The sequence below is a fragment of the Streptomyces sp. NPDC111628 genome (assembly GCF_055635195.1).
The window spans coordinates 372,733-389,439 of record NZ_JBVKBZ010000007.1 but is presented as its reverse complement, the minus strand read 5'-3'; the positions used below and the strand labels follow the sequence as shown (position 1 = coordinate 389,439).

Sequence of the window (16,707 nt, the reverse complement as noted above, 5' to 3'; positions counted from 1 at the left end):
GCAGGATGCGGACCCGGGCCGAGATCCGGCGGCGCTCGCGCTCACCCGTCGCCGGGTCCGTCGTCCCCGGCCGTGTCGTCCGCGGAGTCCGCGGGTTCCCCGGCGTCCCGGCCGCCCCGGTCGTCGTCATCGTCGTCATCCGAAGGGCCGTCGGTGACCGGCGGCCGCGTCACCACCTGGTCGCTGGGCGTCGGCTCGGGCGAGGAGGAGGTCGGCGCCGGGGTGGGGGAGCCGCTCTCCAGCTCCACCTTGGCGGGGACCTTGGGCTCCTGCGGGCTGTCGGTCAGGGCGAAGCTGGTCGCGGCGATGCCGAGTGGGATGAGGACGACGGCCGCGAGGGCCGCCATCCGGCGGGAGAAGACCATGCGGTGGATTCTGCGCGGGGTATCCGGTGGGCCGGATGAGCCCTGGATGAAGAAGCCTTCATCTGCATCTGCCCGTTGTCGGATCAGTGCCGGTCCGCCGTGGCTGGTCGCGCAGTTCCCCGCGCCCCTTCGGGGGCGCTTCCCACTCGCCGGCGTCTCAGTTGTCCAGGCCGATCGCGAACGCCGCCTCCAGGTCGTGCTGGGAGTAGGTGCGGAACGCCACGTGGGTGTCCGTGCCCTCCACGCCCGGGATCTTGCTGATCCGGCCGGGGATGACGTCGGCCAGGTCCTCGTGCTTGCTCACCCGCACCATGGCGATCAGGTCGTAGGTGCCGGTGACGGAGAAGACCTCGCTGACACTCTCCAGCGCGGCGATCTGCTCCGCGATCTCGGGAATGCGGTCCACGCTGGTCTTGATGAGGACGATCGCGCTGATCACGGCTGGTTCTCTCCCTCGGGCGCCGCCACTGGAACGCCACCAACTCTAGTCGCACGTCCGAACCGCACCCAGGCGAAGGCGAAGCCCAGGCCGAAGCCCACCAGGTGCGCCAGGTACGCCACCCCTGGACCGTCACCGGCCCGCCCCGCCGCCAGCCACTGAAGGGAAACCCAGAACGGCAGCACGACCCAGGCCGGGAAGCGCAGCGGCAGGAAGAAGAGGAAGGGCAGCAGGCTGGTCACCCGGGCCCGCGGGAAGAGGAACAGGAACGCGCCGAGGACCGCGGAGATCGCCCCCGAGGCGCCGACCAGGGACTCCTGGGAGTGGGCGTTGGCGCCCGCGTAGCCCACCAGGGCCAGGTAGCCGCAGCCGAGGTAGAACAGGGCGAACTGGAGCCGGCCCATCCGCTCCTCCGTCATGGCGCCGAAGACGTAGAGGAAGAGCATGTTGCCCAGCAGGTGCACCCAGCTGCCGTGGACGAACAGTGCCGTGGCCGGGGTGAGCGCCGACCCGGGGGAGTCCTCGAACAGTTGTGCGGGGATCACGCCCCAGCGCCGGAAGTAGGCGCGCTGCGCCGCCAGCACCTCCTCCCCGGTGCCGTACACCGGATTCAGGCCCGCCGCCGGGCTGATCAGGAACAGCAGACAGCACAGCGTGATCAGCGTGTACGTCACCGGCGCCGCCCGGCGCCGCGACGAGCGGGCCCCGACCAGCGCCCCGACCGCGGAGACCGTTGTGCGGACCGCCTTGCTCCAGTTGCGGATCATGGACACAGAGCATGACGTAACGGGCGCGAGGGCTCATAGCGCCTCGCCGCCGTGGACACGCGGGCGTCGGGTACCCGCCAGGCCGTAGGGTTACGTGCCACACGCACCGGGGGAGCCCGGCGCGTCACCGACACTGGAAGAGAGTGAACAGCCACGATGACGGTTCCCCTGCCGACCGACACGACGCGGTGGCGCTGCACCCTCTGCGGCAACCTCACCCGCTTCGACGTGACCCGGGCCTCGAAGGTCGTCGAGTACGTGCACCTCGACCTGGCCGGTGAGCCGACGGTCGAGGAGCGCGAGGTGCTCAGTGAGACCATCGAGTCGGTGCGGTGCCGCTGGTGCAACGCCGTGGACCAGGTGGAACTCGTGGACAGGCCGGGTGCCGCCTCCTGAGGGGAGCGGCCCCGCACCAGGCGATTCCGGCCCGGGATCGCCCTGAGACATTGGGGTGACGGATGGTGGAGACACACGGCGGGGGGCCGGGCGACGGCGCCGCTGAGGTGCTCGACCGCCCGCTGCCCGACGGCGTGCGCCGCCGGGTCGTGCAGATCGTGTCCGACGGCTTCGGCTCGCTCACCCTGGGCGAGCTGCCCGCGCAGCTGAGGCAGTACGCCAGGTTCGCCCCGAACCGCCGGGCCAAGTTCGCCGGCAACGCCATGGCCGCCGCGGTGGAGACCGACCCGCTCTTCCGCCAGCGCATCGGCGAGAAGTTCCGCGAGGTCCAGCCCGAGCTGGCGGACGCGCTGGACGCCGGGTCCGCGCTGCCGGCCGCCGACCCGCTGGACGTGGCCGCCGCGGCCTACGTACTGCGCCCGCACGGCTGGGTGAAGCTGGTCACCGCCGCCGGTGAGGAGGCGCAGCGCGCGGACGCCGAGCGTGCCGACGAGGAGAGCCGCGCGGAGCTGGAGCGGCTGCACGAGGAGCTGGCCCGGGCCCGGGAGCACACCAGGACCGAGACCGAGCGGCTGCGCGGCGAGCTGGACACGGCGAAGCGGGAGACCGAGTCGCTGCACCGCAAGCTGCGCTCCGCCCTCAGCGACGTCAAGCGCGGCGAGGCGGCGCTGCGCAAGGTCCAGGCCGAGCTGGACGCCGTACGGGCCGAGGGGCAGACCCAGGTGTCCGCGGCCGAGAGCGAGACCCGGCGGCTCAAGGCCCGCCTGGGGGAGGCCGAGGCGGCCCTGGAGACCACCCGCAAGGCCGCCCGCGAGGGGCGCAGCGTCGAGGACATGCGGGTACGGCTGCTCCTGGACACCCTCCTCGACGCCACCCAGGGGCTGCGCCGCGAGCTGGCGCTGCCCCCGGTGTCCGTGCGGCCCGCCGAGACCGTGGACGCGGTCGAGCCCGGCCGGATGACGCCGAAGGACATCGCCAACCGGGCCCTGTCGGAGAACGACCCGGCGATCCTCGACCAGTTGCTGGCGTTGCCCCAGGCGCACCTGGTCGTCGACGGCTACAACGTCACCAAGACCGGCTATCCGCAGATGCCCCTGGAGAAGCAGCGGCTCAGGCTGCTCGGCCAGCTCTCCCAGCTCGCCGCGCAGACCGGCGCCGAGATGACCTGCGTCTTCGACGGGGCCGAACTCGTCGCTCCGGTGCTGCTCGCGCCGCCGCGCGGGGTGCGGGTGCTGTTCTCCAAGCCGGGTGTCACCGCCGACGAGCTGATCCGCCAGCTGGTGCGGGCCGAGCCGCCGGGCCGGCCGGTCATCGTCGTCTCCACCGACCGCGAGGTCGCCGACGGCGTGGCGCGCGCGGGCGCACGCCCGGTGGCGTCCGTGGTGCTCCTCAAGCGGCTTTCCTAGCCCCTCGTTCACTTCCGTACCAACCGCAACGTAGGCGCCCTATGCCCGAATTGACGGAACCATCACGCAACGTAGTGTCAGGCGGGCGTCACTGCAGGTGAGTTGTGGCGGAAAACGCGGTGCGTAACCGTGATTTTTCGGCGGAGGATTTGAACTGATCACGAGTGGGTCACTAGGGTCACCCTTCGAACCCTCGAACGGGTGATCCCTCTCAAGAAGGAGCTCGTCTCCGTGGCGTCCCACCGTCGTCCCAAGCAGCCGAGCCGCACGCGCGTGACCGTGCTCACCACCGCTGCCGCCGCCGCTGTCGTTCTCAGCTCCCAGGCCGCCAACGCCGCCCCGAGCGAGAAGCCGAGCAAGGACGAGGTCAAGGCCAAGGTCGACAAGCTCTACGAGGAGGCCGAGCAGGCCACCGAGAAGTACAACGGCGCCAAGGAGAAGCAGGAGAAGCTCCAGAAGGAGATCTCCACCATCCAGGACAACGTCGCCCGCGGCCAGGAGGAGCTCAACGAGCTGCGCGACGGCCTCGGTTCGATGGCCAGCGCCCAGTACCGCTCCGGCGGCATCGACCCCTCCCTCCAGCTCTTCCTGTCCGCCGACCCGGACAACTACCTGGACAAGGCCTCCACCCTCGACCAGCTGAGCGGCCAGCAGGTCGAGGCGCTGAAGAAGATCCAGGTCAAGCAGCGCGACCTCGCGCAGCAGCGCTCCGAGGCCTCCGAGAAGCTCAAGGACCTCTCCGCCACCCGCACCGAACTGGGCAAGAAGAAGAAGGAAGTCCAGGGCAAGCTCTCCTCCGCGCAGAAGCTGCTCAACACGCTCACCGCGCAGGAGAAGGCCGCCCTCCAGGAGGAGCAGCAGCGCTCCAACCGCGCCAGCGAGCGCCAGGTCCTCACCGGCGGCAAGTCCACCCCCGCCTCCGGCCGCGCGGGGGCCGCCTTCGCCGCCGCCCAGGGCAAGATAGGCACGCCCTACGTCTACGGCGCCACCGGCCCGTCCTCCTTCGACTGCTCGGGCCTGACCTCCTGGGCGTACGCGCAGGCCGGTGTCGGCATCCCGCGCACCTCCCAGGCGCAGGCCAACTACGGCACGCGCATCTCCTCGTCGAGCCAGCTGCAGGTCGGCGACCTCGTGTTCTTCTTCAGCGACCTGCACCACGTCGGCCTCTACGCCGGCAACGGCCAGGTCCTGCACGCGCCGCGCACCGGCACGAACGTCCGCTACGAGTCGATGAGCACCATCGGCGGTCCGTTCATGTTCGGCGTACGGGTCTGACCGTGCTCCCCGTCCGGGCCCGACCCGGACGACCCGCGCCACCCGAAGTCACCCCCACCCTGCCGCCCGTTCGGGCGAATCACGTCCGGGTCCTGTGACCCCCCGCCCCGCCGGTGACCTGCGTCAGCGGCGGGGCGTCGTGTTGCGCGGCGCCGGAGGTCGTTGGCCGGTGCCCCGCCGGGGGGTTACTGTCTGCCGCGTTTCCCCGTCCGCCAGCGGAAGGAGTGCGGCTTCCCGTGGGGTCCCATCGCCGCCTTGCACCATCCGGGTTCGACCGCGGCTCCACCGCCGCCGTCGGCCTGCTCTCCGTGGCCGCCGCGCTCCTGGGCGCCGTACCGGCCGCGGCCGCCCCGCACGACGACCGGCGGGCGGAGGTGGACCGGCTCCACACCGAGGCGGAGCAGGCGACCGAGGCCTACAACAAGGCCGACGCGCGCACCGACGCGCTGCGCGAGCAGGTCTCGACCGCGCAGGAGTCCATCGCCCGGCAGCAGGAGCGTGTCAACACCATGCGGGACGCGCTCGGTTCGCTGGCCGGGGCCCAGTACCGCTCCGGCGGCATCGACCCGTCGCTGGCGCTGCTGCTCTCCGCCGAACCGGACGACTACCTCGACCGGGCCTCCGTGCTCGACCGGATCACCACCCGCCAGGCGGGTGAGCTGCGGGAACTCCAGCAGGCGATGCGCGACCTCGCGCAGGACCGTGCCGAGGCGGCCCGCAAGCTCACCGAGCTGGAGCAGGGCCGCAAGGCCGTCGCCGCCCACAAGACGACCGTGGAGCGCAAGCTGGCCAAGGCCCGCGCGCTGCTCGCCGCCCTGCCGGACGACGAACGCGCCGCCTACGGGCGGGGCTCCCGCTCCGGCCGCGAGGACCTGACCGCCCTCGCCGGTGCCGCGGCTCCCGCCTCCGGCCGGGCCGGAGCCGCCTTCGCCGCCGCCCGCTCCGCCCTCGGCAAGCCCTACGTCTGGGGCGCCAACGGGCCCTCCGGCTTCGACTGCTCGGGCCTGACCCAGTGGGCCTACGCGCAGGCCGGAGTGGGCATCCCGCGCACCTCCCAGGCGCAGTCCGGCGCCGGGCGGCACGTGTCCCTGGCCGAGGCGCGCCCCGGCGACCTGGTCGCCTACCGCGACGACGCCAGCCACATCGGCATGTACGCAGGCAACGGCCAGGTGATCCACGCGCCCTACCCCGGCGCGCCGGTGCGCTACGACCCGGTCGGCATGATGCCGGTCTCCTCGGTCACCAGGGTGTGACCCCACGGCCCTTCCGGCCCGCCGCGTCCACCGCGTCCGCAGTGCCCGGTGCCTTCCGCGGCCCGGCGCCCGTACGATCGGGAAGGTGGCTGGTCGAAGGCGGGTGTCGGGGTTCTCGGTGGTGGCGCTGTGCCTGCTGCTGGTCGCCCTCGTGGGCTGCGGCGGCCGGACCGCGACCGACCCGTCCACGACCGACGTCCAGCGGGTGCTCGACCGGCGGGCGGCGGCCGTCCTCGCCCACGACGCGGCCGCCTACGCGCGCACCGGCACCGGCACCGACACCGGCTTCGGCAACCTGAGCGCGATCCCGCTCGCCGCCTGGTCCTACCGGGTGCGGGACGTGGAGCGCACCGGCGACACCGCCACCGCCGACGTCGAGCTGCGCTACCGCGTCGAGGGCTACGACCGGGGTCCGGTCTCCGCGGGCCGCACCGTCCGGCTGAGCCGCGACGGCACGAGAGGGACCTGGGCCGTCGCATCCGACCGCCCCGCCGAGGAGTCCGGCCAGCAGCCCTGGGACCAGGGCGCGGTCCGGGTCGTGCGCGGCACGCACAGCCTCGTCCTCGGCGTCGGGCAGTCCACCGCCGCCCTGGGCCGTTTCGCCGACCTGGCCGACCGGGCGGTGCCCGCCGTCTCGGACGCCTGGGACGGCGACTGGTCCCGCCGGGTGGTCGTGGTCGTCCCCCGGTCGCTGGAGGGCATGGCGGGCCTGCTCGGCTCGCCCGCCTCGTCCTACCGGGGCATCGCCGCCGTCACCACCGGGGAGACGGGCGGCCGGGAACACGCCCCCGCGGACCGGATCATCGTCAACCCCGACGCGTACGGCCTGCTGGGCAGCCTGGGCAAACAGGTCGTGCTCACCCACGAGACGACCCACGTCGCCACCCGCGCCGACACCACCTCCGCCACCCCGCTGTGGCTCTCCGAGGGCTACGCCGACTGGGTGGGCTACCGCGGCAGCGGACGCACCGCCGCCCAGGCCGCCCCCGAACTGGCCGACGCGGTCGCCGAGGGCCGGGTGCCCACGCGGCTGCCGACCGACGAGGACTTCGGTTTCACCGCCGACGCGGAGGCACTGGCCCGCGCCTACGAGGGCGGCTGGCTGGCCTGCCGGATGATCGCCGAGCAGTGGGGCGAGGACCGGCTGGACGCGTTCTACCGCTCCGTGGGCACCCACGACGACCGCGCCGGCGCGGTGGAAGCCGCACTGCACGAGGTGCTCGGAACAACACCGGACGACTTCACGGCACGCTGGCGGACATACCTGCGCGCGCAACTCGGATGAGCCGGGCGGCCTCTCCGGCCGGGTCGGGGCGGCGCCGGCGTCGTGCCGCGTCCCGGTAGGGGGCGCGGGCGGCGAGGTGGCCGGTGTGTGGGGTGGTCGGGGTGGCGTTGGAGGGGGTCAGGGGGCCCCGGCGGGCGTGTCCGTGGGCGTGGGCCGGTCGATGGGGGCGGGTCTTGCGGCCGGGGTCCCGCGGTGCCGCGTGCTCCGCCACAGGGCGCGGGCGGCGAGGAGGGTGGCGGCCACCAGCAGGCCGTTGCGGACGAACAGGAGCGTGATGCCGAAGGGGGTGCTCGCCACCACGTCCGCGAACAGGAGCGGGAACTCGAGCAGCGTCAGCGGGGTCGCCGCCAGCACCAGGGCGACCGGCACCCGCATCCGGCTCGCCCGGAAGCACCGGCAGACCGCACCGAGGCCCACCAGCCACACCAGGTACTGCGGGCTGATCACCCGGCTGGTCACCGTGAACATCAGCACCGCCACGAAGGCCGCGTCCGCCGCCGTGTGCGCCGCGAACCGGTGGGACGCCGACCGCGAGGCCCGCACCCGCCACACCAGCAGCCAGCCGAACGCCACCGCGCTCAGCCCCAGCGAGACCGTGCCCACCGTGTCCACGTGCGGGCCCAGGAACTCCATCGAGCCGTAGTTCAGCAGCACTCCGCCCTCCCAGCCGAAGTGCCGGGCGACGTGGAAGACCAGCGAGCCCAGCGACTCCACCTCGACGCCCCGCTCGCGCTGGAACGTCAGGAACGCGAACGCCCCCGGCATCGACACGGCGAACAGCGCGGCCAGCCCGGCCGCGCTCACCGCGGCGGCGACCCACGGGCCGCGCCCCCGCATCCCGACGAGCACCAGCGCAGGCCACACCTTCAGCAGCGCCCCGACCGCCGCCAGGGCCCCCGCCACGCGCGGATGCCGCCCGGCGGCGAGCAGCGCGGCCACCGCGACGGCCGTGACCATCACGTCGTAGCGGGCGTACACCGTGGGGCCGAGCAGCGGCACGCCCGCCACCCACACCCACGCCCCGCGCGGCGACCGCCCCGCCCCCCGGCCGGCCTGCCACAGCAGCGCCAGGACAGCCGCGTCCGTGACACACGCGAGGACGAAGAAGGCCGTCGCGTACTCCAGGAAGGGCAGCAGGCCGGGGGAGAGGACCGCGAAGGCCGCCGCCGGCGGATACTGCCAGGTGACGTCGTCCAGCGGAAACGTTCCGGTGCGCAGCACGTCGGCCCAGTCCCGGTAGATGACGGCCACGTCGCTCGTGACGTCCGGACCCGGGAAGACCACGACCTTCAGCACGAACAGCAGCAGCACCAGCCGCGTGGTGCCCCAGGCCGTCAGCAGCCACAGCGGTGACCGCCCCGCGTCCCTCGTCTCCACCTGCTACCTGCCCGTCCGTGCCCGCCTCGTACCTGCCCGTCCCCGCCCCGCACCTGCTTGTCCGCCGGTGCGGCCATGATGACCCGGACACCTGTGGGCGTGCCACAGGACGCGGCCGGGGCCCGGCACCCCGAGGCCGGTTCGGTAGGGTCGGCGGCGTGCGCAAGACCTTGATCGTGACAAACGACTTCCCGCCCCGCCCGGGCGGCATCCAGGCCTTCCTGCACAACATGGCGCTGCGCCTGGACCCCGAGCGGCTGGTCGTCTACGCCTCCACCTGGAAGCGCGGCCGCGAGGGCATCGAGGCCACCGCCGCCTTCGACGCCGAGCAGCCCTTCACCGTCGTACGCGACCGCACGACGATGCTGCTGCCGACGCCGGGCGCCACCCGGCGGGCGGTGGGGCTGCTGCGCGAGCACGGCTGCACGTCGGTGTGGTTCGGGGCGGCCGCACCCCTCGGCCTGATGGCCCCGGCCCTGCGGAAAGCGGGCGCCGAGCGCCTCGTCGCCACCACCCACGGCCACGAGGCGGGCTGGGCCCAGTTGCCCGCCGCCCGGCAACTGCTGTGCCGGATCGGGGAGTCGACGGACACGATCACCTACCTCGGCGAGTACACCCGCTCCCGGATCGCGGGCGCGCTCACGCCCGAGGCCGCCGCCCGGATGGTGCAACTGCCGCCCGGTGTCGACGAGAAGACCTTCCACCCGGCCAGCGGCGGCGACGAGGTGCGCGCCCGCCTCGGCCTCACCGACCGCCCCGTCGTGGTCTGCGTCTCCCGCCTGGTCCCGCGCAAGGGCCAGGACACCCTGATCCGGGCGATGCCGCGCATCCTCGCCGCCGAGCCGGACACCGTCCTGCTGATCGTCGGCGGCGGCCCCTACGAGAAGGACCTGCGCCGCCTCGCCGAGGAGACCGGCGTCGCCCGCTCCGTCCACTTCACCGGCGCCGTGCCCTGGTCCGAACTGCCCGCGCACTACGGCGCCGGGGACGTCTTCGCCATGCCCTGCCGCACCCGCCGGGGCGGCCTCGACGTGGAGGGCCTCGGCATCGTCTACCTGGAGGCCTCCGCGACCGGCCTGCCCGTCGTCGCCGGCGACTCGGGCGGCGCACCCGACGCGGTGCTCGACGGAGAGACGGGCTGGGTCGTCCGCGGCGAGGACCCGAACGAGTCCGCCGACCGCGTCACCGCCCTCCTCGCCGACCCGGAACTCCGCCGCAGGATGGGCGAACGGGGCAGGGCGTGGGTGGAGGAGAAGTGGCGCTGGGACCTGCTGGCCGAGCACCTGAAGGCCCTGCTGTAACGCGGGGCGCCTTCGCAGCACCGGGGACTGAAGACACCTAGGGGCGCGGGGCTGTGACATTTGCGGCTCCGCCGCGCGGGCGCGAGTAGCCACGACGAACCCGCACCCGCCCACGGCGCCAAGGGGGCACCCCACTAGGCGCCCTACTTGGCGTAAATCGCCTCGATCTCGTCCGCGTAGTCCTTGGCGACAACGTTCCGCTTCAGCTTCAACGACGGAGTCAGATGCCCCGACTCCTCGGTGAACTGCGCCCCCAGCACCCGGAACTTCCGCACCGACTCCGCCTTGGACACCGCCGCGTTCCCGTCGTCGATCGCGTCCTGGATCGCCGCGAGCAGATCCGGGTCCTCCCGCAGCGACACCGCACTCGAACCGGCCGGCTTCCGGTGCTCCGCGCACCAGCGTCCCAGGAACTCCTCGTCGAGGGTGACCAGCGCGCCCACGAAGGGCCGCCCGTCGCCGACCACCATGCACTCCGCGACCAGCGCGTGCGCGCGGATGCGGTCCTCCATGACGGCCGGGGCGACGTTCTTGCCGCCGGCGGTGACGATGATCTCCTTCTTGCGGCCGGTGATCCGCAGGTACCCGTCCTCGTCCAGGGTGCCGATGTCGCCGGTGTGGAACCAGCCGTCGGCCAGCGCCTCCGCGGTCGCGCCCGGGTTGTTCCAGTACTCCTTGAACAGGTGCTCGCCGTGCAGCAGCACCTCGCCGTCGTCCGCGATGCGCACCACCGAGCCGGGCAGCGGCTGGCCCACCGTGCCGATCTTCTGCCGGTCCCAGGGGTTGAAGGCGGTGGCCGCGCAGGACTCGGTCAGGCCGTAGCCCTCCAGGACCGTGAAGCCGATGCCGCGGAAGAAGTGACCGAGGCGCTCGCCGAGCGGGGCGCCGCCGGAGATGGCGTACTCGCCGCGCCCGCCGAGGACCGTGCGGAGCTTGCTGTAGACGAGCTTGTCGAAGACCTTGTGCTTGATCTTCAGGCCGACGGACGGGCCCGACGGCGTGTCCAGGGCCTTGCTGTACGCGATCGCGGTGTCGGCGGCCTTGTCGAAGATCTTGCCCTTGCCGTCCGCCTGGGCCTTGGCGCGTGCCGAGTTGTACACCTTCTCGAAGACGCGCGGCACCCCGAGGATCAGCGTGGGCCGGAAGGCGGCCAGCTCGTCGGTGAGGTTCTTGATGTCGGGGACGTTGCCCAGCTTGATCGGCGCGATCATCGGCGCGACCTGCACCAGGCGCCCGAAGACGTGGGCGAGCGGCAGGAAGAGGAGGACCGAGCACTCACCGGTGCGGAAGAGCGGGCGCAGCCGTTCCACCACGTTCCCGCACTCCGCGAAGAAGCTGCGGTGGGTGAGGACGCAGCCCTTGGGGCGGCCCGTGGTGCCCGAGGTGTAGACGATGGTCGCGGGGTCGTCGGCCTTCGCGATCGAGCCGCGCTCCTCGACGGTCCGGTCCGTGACGTCCTGGCCCAGCCGCCCCAGCTCCTCCACGGCGCCGGCGTCGATCTGCCAGACGTTCTTGAGGGCGGGCACCTGCTCGCGCACCGACTCGACGGCGGCGGCGTGCCCGGCCGACTCCACGACGCACGCCGTGGCGCCCGAGTCGCTGAGGATCCACTGCACCTGCTCCGGCGAGCTGGTCTCGTACACCGGCACGGTGATCGCGCCCGCACTCCAGATCGCGAAGTCCAGCAGCGTCCACTCGTAGCGCGTGCGGGACATCAGGCCGACCCGGTCGCCCGGCTGGACACCGGAGGCGATGAGGCCCTTGGCGGCGGAGTGCACCTCGGCGAGGAAGGCGCGCGCGGTGACGTCCTGCCAGGCCCCGCCCACCTTGCGGGCGATGACGGCGACGTCCGGATGCTGCGCGGCGTTTCTGCGGACGATGTCGGTCAGGTTTCCGTCCGCGGGGACCTCGTACAAGGCCGGAAGGCTGAACTCGCGCAAGACTGCTGCTCCTCATAGGGCGCCGGCGCCACGACGTTGTGTGATGCGACGGTGCGGTCCAAGGCTCGGGCTGTGGCTCCGGAGGACTCATGCGGGATTCACATGTTGAAATCCAGAGCACGACTGGACTGCCCGGACGTTACCCGCCGGTATGCGTTCTCCGACAGGGGGTCCCCGCGAGATGTTCGCTGCGTCACACGGATGGGGTTTGCTTTGCGCACAGTAGTCGACGGATCAACGGACCAGCCAGTAACCGCAGGTCCGACCGCCACTGTTCACAGCACGCGCGCGCTGCTTACGCTTGATCGCCATGGCACCCACACCGCCCCGTAACACGAGCACGCGCGTCCACGTGGTCAGCGACGTCCATGGCAACGCCCGCGACCTGGCCAGGGCAGGCGACGGCGCCGACGCCCTGATCTGCCTCGGGGACCTGGTCCTCTTCCTCGACTACGCCGACCACTCGCGCGGCATCTTCCCCGACCTGTTCGGCGTCGCGAACGCCGACCGGATCGTCGAGCTGCGCACCGCCCGGCGCTTCGCCGAGGCCCGGGAGTTCGGCAGGCGGCTGTGGGCGGAGACCGGCGGGGAACCGCGCGAGCTGATCGAGCGGGCGGTGCGCAAGCAGTACGCCGAGCTGTTCGCCGCCTTCCCCACCCCGACGTACGCCACCTACGGCAACGTCGACGTGCCCCCGCTGTGGCCCGAGTACGCCGGGCCCGGCACCACCGTGCTCGACGGGGAGCGGGTGGAGATCGGCGGCCGCGTCTTCGGCTTCGTCGGCGGCGGCCTGCGGACCGCGATGAACACGCCGTACGAGATCAGCGACGAGGAGTACGCCGCGAAGATCGAGGCCGTCGGCGAGGTGGACGTGCTGTGCACCCACATCCCGCCCCAGGTGCCGGAACTGGTCTACGACACGGTGGCCCGGCGCTTCGAGCGGGGCAGCCTCGCGCTGCTGGACGCGATCCGCCGCACCCGTCCCCGCTACTCCCTGTTCGGGCACGTGCACCAGCCGCTGGCCCGGCGGATGCGCGTCGGGGCGACCGAGTGCGTGAACGTCGGCCACTTCGCGTCGACGGGACGGCCGTGGGCGCTGGAGTGGTGAGCGTGTGCGGCGAACCCGCGCAGGTGGGTGGTGGCATGCGCCGTCCCCGTGCGCGATAGCCTTCACGCGGCACACACGTAGCGGCCCGCATCCGGAGGAGCCACGGCGATGGCGGAACACACCAGCTCGAGCATCACCATCGAGGCGGCCCCGGCCGACGTCATGGCGGTGATCGCCGACTTCGAGCGCTACCCGGACTGGACGGGCGAGGTGAAGGAGGCGCAGGTCCTCGCGGCCGACGCGCAGGGCCGTGCCGAGCAGGTCCGGCTCGTCATGGACGCCGGTGCGATCAAGGACGACCAGACGCTGGGCTACACCTGGACCGGCGAGCACGAGGTCTCCTGGACGCTGGTGAAGTCCCAGATGCTGCGCTCCCTCGACGGCTCCTACCTCCTCCGCCCGGCGGGCACCGGCACGGAGGTCACCTACCGCCTCACGGTGGACGTCAAGATCCCCATGCTCGGCATGATCAAGCGCAAGGCGGAGAAGGTCATCATCGACCGAGCCCTGGCAGGCCTGAAGAAGCGGGTCGAGTCCAAGTAGCACAGCCGCGGGCAGCCGACCCCGCCACAGCCGCGGGCAATCGCCGCCGCCCCAGCCACGGGCAGTCGCCGCCGCCTCAGCTGCGGGCAGTCGCCGCCGCCGTAGCCGCGGGCAGCCGACGCCGCCGTAGCTGCGGGCAGCCGCCGCCGCCGTAGCTGCGGGCAATCGTGCCGCAGGGCGGCACGGGTGGGCGCAGCGGCACCCGGCCGGCGCCGGCCCGCGAACCCACGCTCACCCCAGCGCCGGTCCAGAGCCCAACCGGCGGAGCCCCCAGGTACCGTTCACCCCCATGCGCACCCTCCTGATCACGGGCCCCGGCGGCACCGGCCGTACCACCGTCGCCGCCGCCACCGCGCTCACCGCCGCCCGCGAGGGCACCCGCACCCTCCTCCTCGGCACCGACCGCGACGACACCCTCGGCGCCGCACTCGGCGTGCGCACCGGCCCGGCGCCGACCCCCGTCGAACCCGGCCTCACCGCCTGGCGCCCCGACGCCGCCCAGGGCTTCCGGGACGCCCTCGCCGCCCTCCAGGACCGCGCCGCCTCCGCGCTCGACCTCCTCGGCGCCTCCCGCCTCGACCCCGAAGAGCTGACCCCGCTCCCCGGCGCCGACGACCTCGCCCTGCTGCGTGCCCTGCGCGAGGCCGCCCTCGCCGAGGCGCACGACCTCCTCGTCGTCGACCTCCCGCCCGCCCCGCGCGCCCTCGCCCTGCTCGCCGCGCCCGAGGAACTGCGCCGCGGCCTGCGCCGCCTGCTCCCGCCCGAGCGGCAGGCCGCCCGCGCCCTGCGCCCGGTCCTCGGCCGGCTCGCCGGCGTCCCCATGCCGACCGAGGCGCTGTACGAGGCCACCGCCCGCTGGGACCTGGAGCTCGCCGCCGCCGAGTCCGTCCTGGCCGACCGGAACATCGTCGTACGGCTGGTCGCCGAGCCCGGACCGGCCGGCGCCGACGCCGTCCGCGCCACCACCCTCGGCCTGGCCCTGCGCGGCCTGCGCACCGAGCTGCTGGTCGCCAACCGCGTGCTGCCCGAGGACACCCCCGCGGACAGCTGGCTCAGCGGCCCCCTCGCCCAGCAGCGCAAGACCCTGGAGGAGTGGCGGGGGGCGTACGACGTCCGCGCCGTCGCCCATCTCGGCCACGACCCGCGCGGCACGGACGACCTCGCGGCCCTCGACGTGCCGGGCGTCAACCCGGACACCTCCCCGGTCGAGTGGCCCGTCACCGACCGGCTGGCCGAGGACGGCGTGCTGGTCTGGCAGATCCCGCTGCCCGGCGCCGTACGCGAGGAGCTCGACCTGGTCCGCCGCGGCGACGAACTGGTCGTCGCCGCCGGGCCGTTCCGCCGCACCGTCCCGCTGCCGTCGGCGCTGCGCCGCTGCACCGTCGACGGGGCCGCCCTGCGCGACGGCACACTCGCCGTCCGGTTCGCGCCCGACCCGGAACTGTGGCCGCGGGGGCGATGACCCGGCGGGACCCCCGGAGCACGGGCCCGTTCGGGTAACGTCGTAAGGACGAACCGTAGTCAGGAGTCCGTCATGAGCGAAGAGCTCCCCCCGTCCGAGGCCCCCCGCCCCGACGAGGCCGACGCGGTCGACGAGACACGAGCGACCGACGAGACGCGCAGGGCGGCAGAGGAGCCGCGGGCGAGCGACGCCGACGCCTGGGCGACCGCGTGCGCCGAGGACCTGGAGGCCGAGAAGGCCCGCCGCCGGGCCGCGTACGGGCCGCCGCCCGGCTCGGCCGCCGAGGAGCTGCGCCGGCTCGTCGACACCGTCGCGGACAAGCTGTCCGGTCTCCAGTCCCCGCTGCTCGGCCAGGTCGCCGGACCCGCCGCCCAGCAGGTGGTCCGGCAGGTCGTCCAGCAGGCCAAGGCCGCCGTCGAACCGGTCATCGAGCGCAACCCGGACCTGTTCGACCACCTCGCCGCCGCCGGTGGTGAACTGCTCGCCGCCTACCGCTCCGCCGTCCAGAACCAGGAGCGCCGCTGGACCACCGGGGACACCCCGCCCAAGGACCCGCGCGACCCCCGTGACCTGGACGAACGCGGCACCGACGGCCGCGACGAGGACGACGGGGGCACCGGCCCGGGGCAGCGCATCGACCTGGACTGAGCCCCGCCTCGGGTACGGTTGCCCTTAGCGGGGCTCGACCGAACTGAGGGATTCATGGGACTCACCATCGGCGTCGACATCGGCGGCACGAAGATCGCGGCCGGCGTGGTCGACGAGGAAGGCAACATCCTCTCGACCCACAAGGTGCCGACCCCCACCACACCCGAGGCCATCGTGGACGCCATCGCCTCCGCGGTGGAGGGCGCACGCGTGGGGCACGAGATCGTCGGCGTCGGAATCGGTGCCGCCGGATACGTCAACCGCCAGCGCTCCACGGTCTACTTCGCGCCCAACATCGACTGGCGCCAGGAGCCGCTCAAGGAGAAGGTCGAGGCCCGCGTCGGCCTCCCGGTCGTGGTGGAGAACGACGCCAACGCCGCGGCCTGGGGCGAGTACAAGTTCGGCGGCGGCAAGGGCCACCGCAACGTCATCTGCATCACCCTCGGCACCGGCCTCGGCGGCGGCATCATCATCGGCAACAAGCTGCGCCGCGGTCACTTCGGCGTGGCCGCCGAGTTCGGCCACATCCGCATGGTGCCCGACGGCCTGCTGTGCGGCTGCGGATCGCAGGGCTGCTGGGAGCAGTACGCGTCGGGCCGGGCGCTGGTGAGGTACGCCAAGCAGCGCGCCAACGCCACCCCCGAGCGCGCCGAGGTGCTGCTCGCGCTCGGCGACGGCACCCCCGACGGCATCGAGGGCAAGCACATCTCGGTCGCCGCCCGCCAGGGCTGCCCGGTCGCCGTCGACTCCTACCGGGAGCTGGCCCGCTGGGCCGGTGCCGGCCTCGCCGACCTGGCCTCGCTCTTCGACCCGTCCGCCTTCATCGTCGGCGGCGGCCTCTCGGACGAGGGCGACCTGGTCCTCGACCCGATCCGCAAGTCCTACAAGCGCTGGCTGGTCGGCGGCAACTGGCGCCCGGTCGCCGACGTGATCGCCGCCCAACTCGGCAACAAGGCCGGCCTGGTAGGCGCCGCCGACCTGGCGAGAGAACCCGACCCGATCATGTGACGATCACTTCCCGACTCCGGGAGCTGCGCTCACCCGAGGGGCGCGGGGAACTGCGCGACCAGCCACGACGAACCGGCAGTCGCCCACGAACCCCGCGCCCCGACCCATGAGGCGCCTGATCATGCGTTCCCGTA

General features: G+C 73.3%; 16 protein-coding genes. 11 read left to right on the top strand and 5 right to left on the bottom strand.

All coding sequences use genetic code 11. The annotated features are described in order from the left end of the window. Positions 1–41: 41 nt before the first annotated feature. The 3 genes from ACZ7MF_RS34365 to ACZ7MF_RS34355 all read right to left on the bottom strand — a co-directional run bounded on the left by ACZ7MF_RS34365 (position 42) and on the right by ACZ7MF_RS34355 (position 1,571). The gene (locus tag ACZ7MF_RS34365; protein ID WP_471482125.1) at positions 42–365 is read right to left on the bottom strand and encodes a small secreted hydrophilic protein; all 324 of its coding nucleotides are present in this window, start codon (positions 363–365) and stop codon (positions 42–44) included. A 157-nt stretch (positions 366–522) separates the two neighbouring features. Next, complete coding sequence (locus tag ACZ7MF_RS34360) at positions 523–804, bottom strand: Lrp/AsnC family transcriptional regulator (protein WP_007448778.1); 282 nt, start codon at positions 802–804, stop codon at positions 523–525. Next, positions 801–1,571: a rhomboid family intramembrane serine protease gene (locus ACZ7MF_RS34355; protein ID WP_471482124.1), complete on the bottom strand. Its 771-nt coding sequence runs from the start codon at positions 1,569–1,571 to the stop codon at positions 801–803. The genes ACZ7MF_RS34360 and ACZ7MF_RS34355 overlap by 4 nt, the downstream gene beginning before the upstream one ends. 156 nt (positions 1,572–1,727) lie before the next feature. Here ACZ7MF_RS34355 and ACZ7MF_RS34350 point away from each other — a divergent pair, with 156 nt between their 5' ends. The 5 genes from ACZ7MF_RS34350 to ACZ7MF_RS34330 all read left to right on the top strand — a co-directional run bounded on the left by ACZ7MF_RS34350 (position 1,728) and on the right by ACZ7MF_RS34330 (position 7,186). Next, positions 1,728–1,967, top strand: a complete 240-nt coding sequence (locus tag ACZ7MF_RS34350; RefSeq protein ID WP_052841425.1) for a hypothetical protein — start codon at positions 1,728–1,730, stop codon at positions 1,965–1,967. A gap of 62 nt (positions 1,968–2,029) precedes the next feature. After that, positions 2,030–3,373 (top strand): NYN domain-containing protein, encoded by a 1,344-nt coding sequence (locus ACZ7MF_RS34345; RefSeq protein ID WP_471482123.1) that lies wholly within the window; start codon positions 2,030–2,032, stop codon positions 3,371–3,373. Between the two features lie 231 nt (positions 3,374–3,604). After that, positions 3,605–4,648 carry a C40 family peptidase gene (locus ACZ7MF_RS34340; protein ID WP_471482339.1) on the top strand — a complete coding sequence of 348 codons (1,044 nt, stop codon included), beginning with the start codon at positions 3,605–3,607 and terminating at the stop codon, positions 4,646–4,648. A 236-nt stretch (positions 4,649–4,884) separates the two neighbouring features. Beyond that, a complete protein-coding gene (locus ACZ7MF_RS34335) occupies positions 4,885–5,901 on the top strand; it encodes a C40 family peptidase (protein ID WP_471482122.1) in 1,017 nt (338 codons plus the stop codon). An 85-nt stretch (positions 5,902–5,986) separates the two neighbouring features. After that, on the top strand, positions 5,987–7,186 hold the full coding sequence (locus ACZ7MF_RS34330) for a hypothetical protein (protein WP_471482121.1): 1,200 nt from the start codon (positions 5,987–5,989) through the stop codon (positions 7,184–7,186). 117 nt (positions 7,187–7,303) lie between these two features. Here ACZ7MF_RS34330 and ACZ7MF_RS34325 read toward each other — a convergent pair whose 3' ends face one another. After that, a complete protein-coding gene (locus ACZ7MF_RS34325; RefSeq protein ID WP_471482120.1) occupies positions 7,304–8,563 on the bottom strand; it encodes a glycosyltransferase 87 family protein in 1,260 nt (419 codons plus the stop codon). Positions 8,564–8,721: 158 nt separating this feature from the next. Between ACZ7MF_RS34325 and ACZ7MF_RS34320 the strand changes: the two genes are divergently transcribed. Further along, on the top strand, positions 8,722–9,864 hold the full coding sequence (locus ACZ7MF_RS34320; RefSeq protein ID WP_471482119.1) for a glycosyltransferase family 4 protein: 1,143 nt from the start codon (positions 8,722–8,724) through the stop codon (positions 9,862–9,864). Positions 9,865–10,007: 143 nt separating this feature from the next. Here ACZ7MF_RS34320 and ACZ7MF_RS34315 read toward each other — a convergent pair whose 3' ends face one another. Continuing rightward, a complete protein-coding gene (locus ACZ7MF_RS34315) occupies positions 10,008–11,804 on the bottom strand; it encodes an AMP-dependent synthetase/ligase (RefSeq protein WP_471482118.1) in 1,797 nt (598 codons plus the stop codon). A gap of 310 nt (positions 11,805–12,114) precedes the next feature. Between ACZ7MF_RS34315 and ACZ7MF_RS34310 the strand changes: the two genes are divergently transcribed. From ACZ7MF_RS34310 to ACZ7MF_RS34290, 5 genes are all read left to right on the top strand, one after another. Next, positions 12,115–12,912 (top strand): metallophosphoesterase family protein, encoded by a 798-nt coding sequence (locus ACZ7MF_RS34310; protein ID WP_471482117.1) that lies wholly within the window; start codon positions 12,115–12,117, stop codon positions 12,910–12,912. Between the two features lie 108 nt (positions 12,913–13,020). Continuing rightward, positions 13,021–13,455: an SRPBCC family protein gene (locus ACZ7MF_RS34305; protein WP_356864428.1), complete on the top strand. Its 435-nt coding sequence runs from the start codon at positions 13,021–13,023 to the stop codon at positions 13,453–13,455. Positions 13,456–13,744: 289 nt separating this feature from the next. Continuing rightward, the gene (locus tag ACZ7MF_RS34300) at positions 13,745–14,917 is read left to right on the top strand and encodes an ArsA family ATPase (RefSeq protein ID WP_471482116.1); all 1,173 of its coding nucleotides are present in this window, start codon (positions 13,745–13,747) and stop codon (positions 14,915–14,917) included. A gap of 72 nt (positions 14,918–14,989) precedes the next feature. Beyond that, the gene (locus ACZ7MF_RS34295) at positions 14,990–15,565 is read left to right on the top strand and encodes a carbon catabolit repression protein (RefSeq protein ID WP_471482115.1); all 576 of its coding nucleotides are present in this window, start codon (positions 14,990–14,992) and stop codon (positions 15,563–15,565) included. Between the two features lie 54 nt (positions 15,566–15,619). After that, on the top strand, positions 15,620–16,573 hold the full coding sequence (locus ACZ7MF_RS34290) for an ROK family glucokinase (RefSeq protein WP_007448618.1): 954 nt from the start codon (positions 15,620–15,622) through the stop codon (positions 16,571–16,573). Positions 16,574–16,707: the final 134 nt, after the last annotated feature.

Coding starts and splice junctions, on each gene's coding strand:
- ACZ7MF_RS34365 (WP_471482125.1), bottom strand. CDS start 365: ATGGTCTTCTCCCGCCGGATGGCGGCCCTCGCGGCCGTCGTCCTCATC.
- ACZ7MF_RS34355 (WP_471482124.1), bottom strand. CDS start 1,571: ATGATCCGCAACTGGAGCAAGGCGGTCCGCACAACGGTCTCCGCGGTC.
- ACZ7MF_RS34350 (WP_052841425.1), top strand. CDS start 1,728: ATGACGGTTCCCCTGCCGACCGACACGACGCGGTGGCGCTGCACCCTC.
- ACZ7MF_RS34345 (WP_471482123.1), top strand. CDS start 2,030: ATGGTGGAGACACACGGCGGGGGGCCGGGCGACGGCGCCGCTGAGGTG.
- ACZ7MF_RS34310 (WP_471482117.1), top strand. CDS start 12,115: ATGGCACCCACACCGCCCCGTAACACGAGCACGCGCGTCCACGTGGTC.
- ACZ7MF_RS34305 (WP_356864428.1), top strand. CDS start 13,021: ATGGCGGAACACACCAGCTCGAGCATCACCATCGAGGCGGCCCCGGCC.
- ACZ7MF_RS34300 (WP_471482116.1), top strand. CDS start 13,745: ATGCGCACCCTCCTGATCACGGGCCCCGGCGGCACCGGCCGTACCACC.
- ACZ7MF_RS34295 (WP_471482115.1), top strand. CDS start 14,990: ATGAGCGAAGAGCTCCCCCCGTCCGAGGCCCCCCGCCCCGACGAGGCC.
- ACZ7MF_RS34290 (WP_007448618.1), top strand. CDS start 15,620: ATGGGACTCACCATCGGCGTCGACATCGGCGGCACGAAGATCGCGGCC.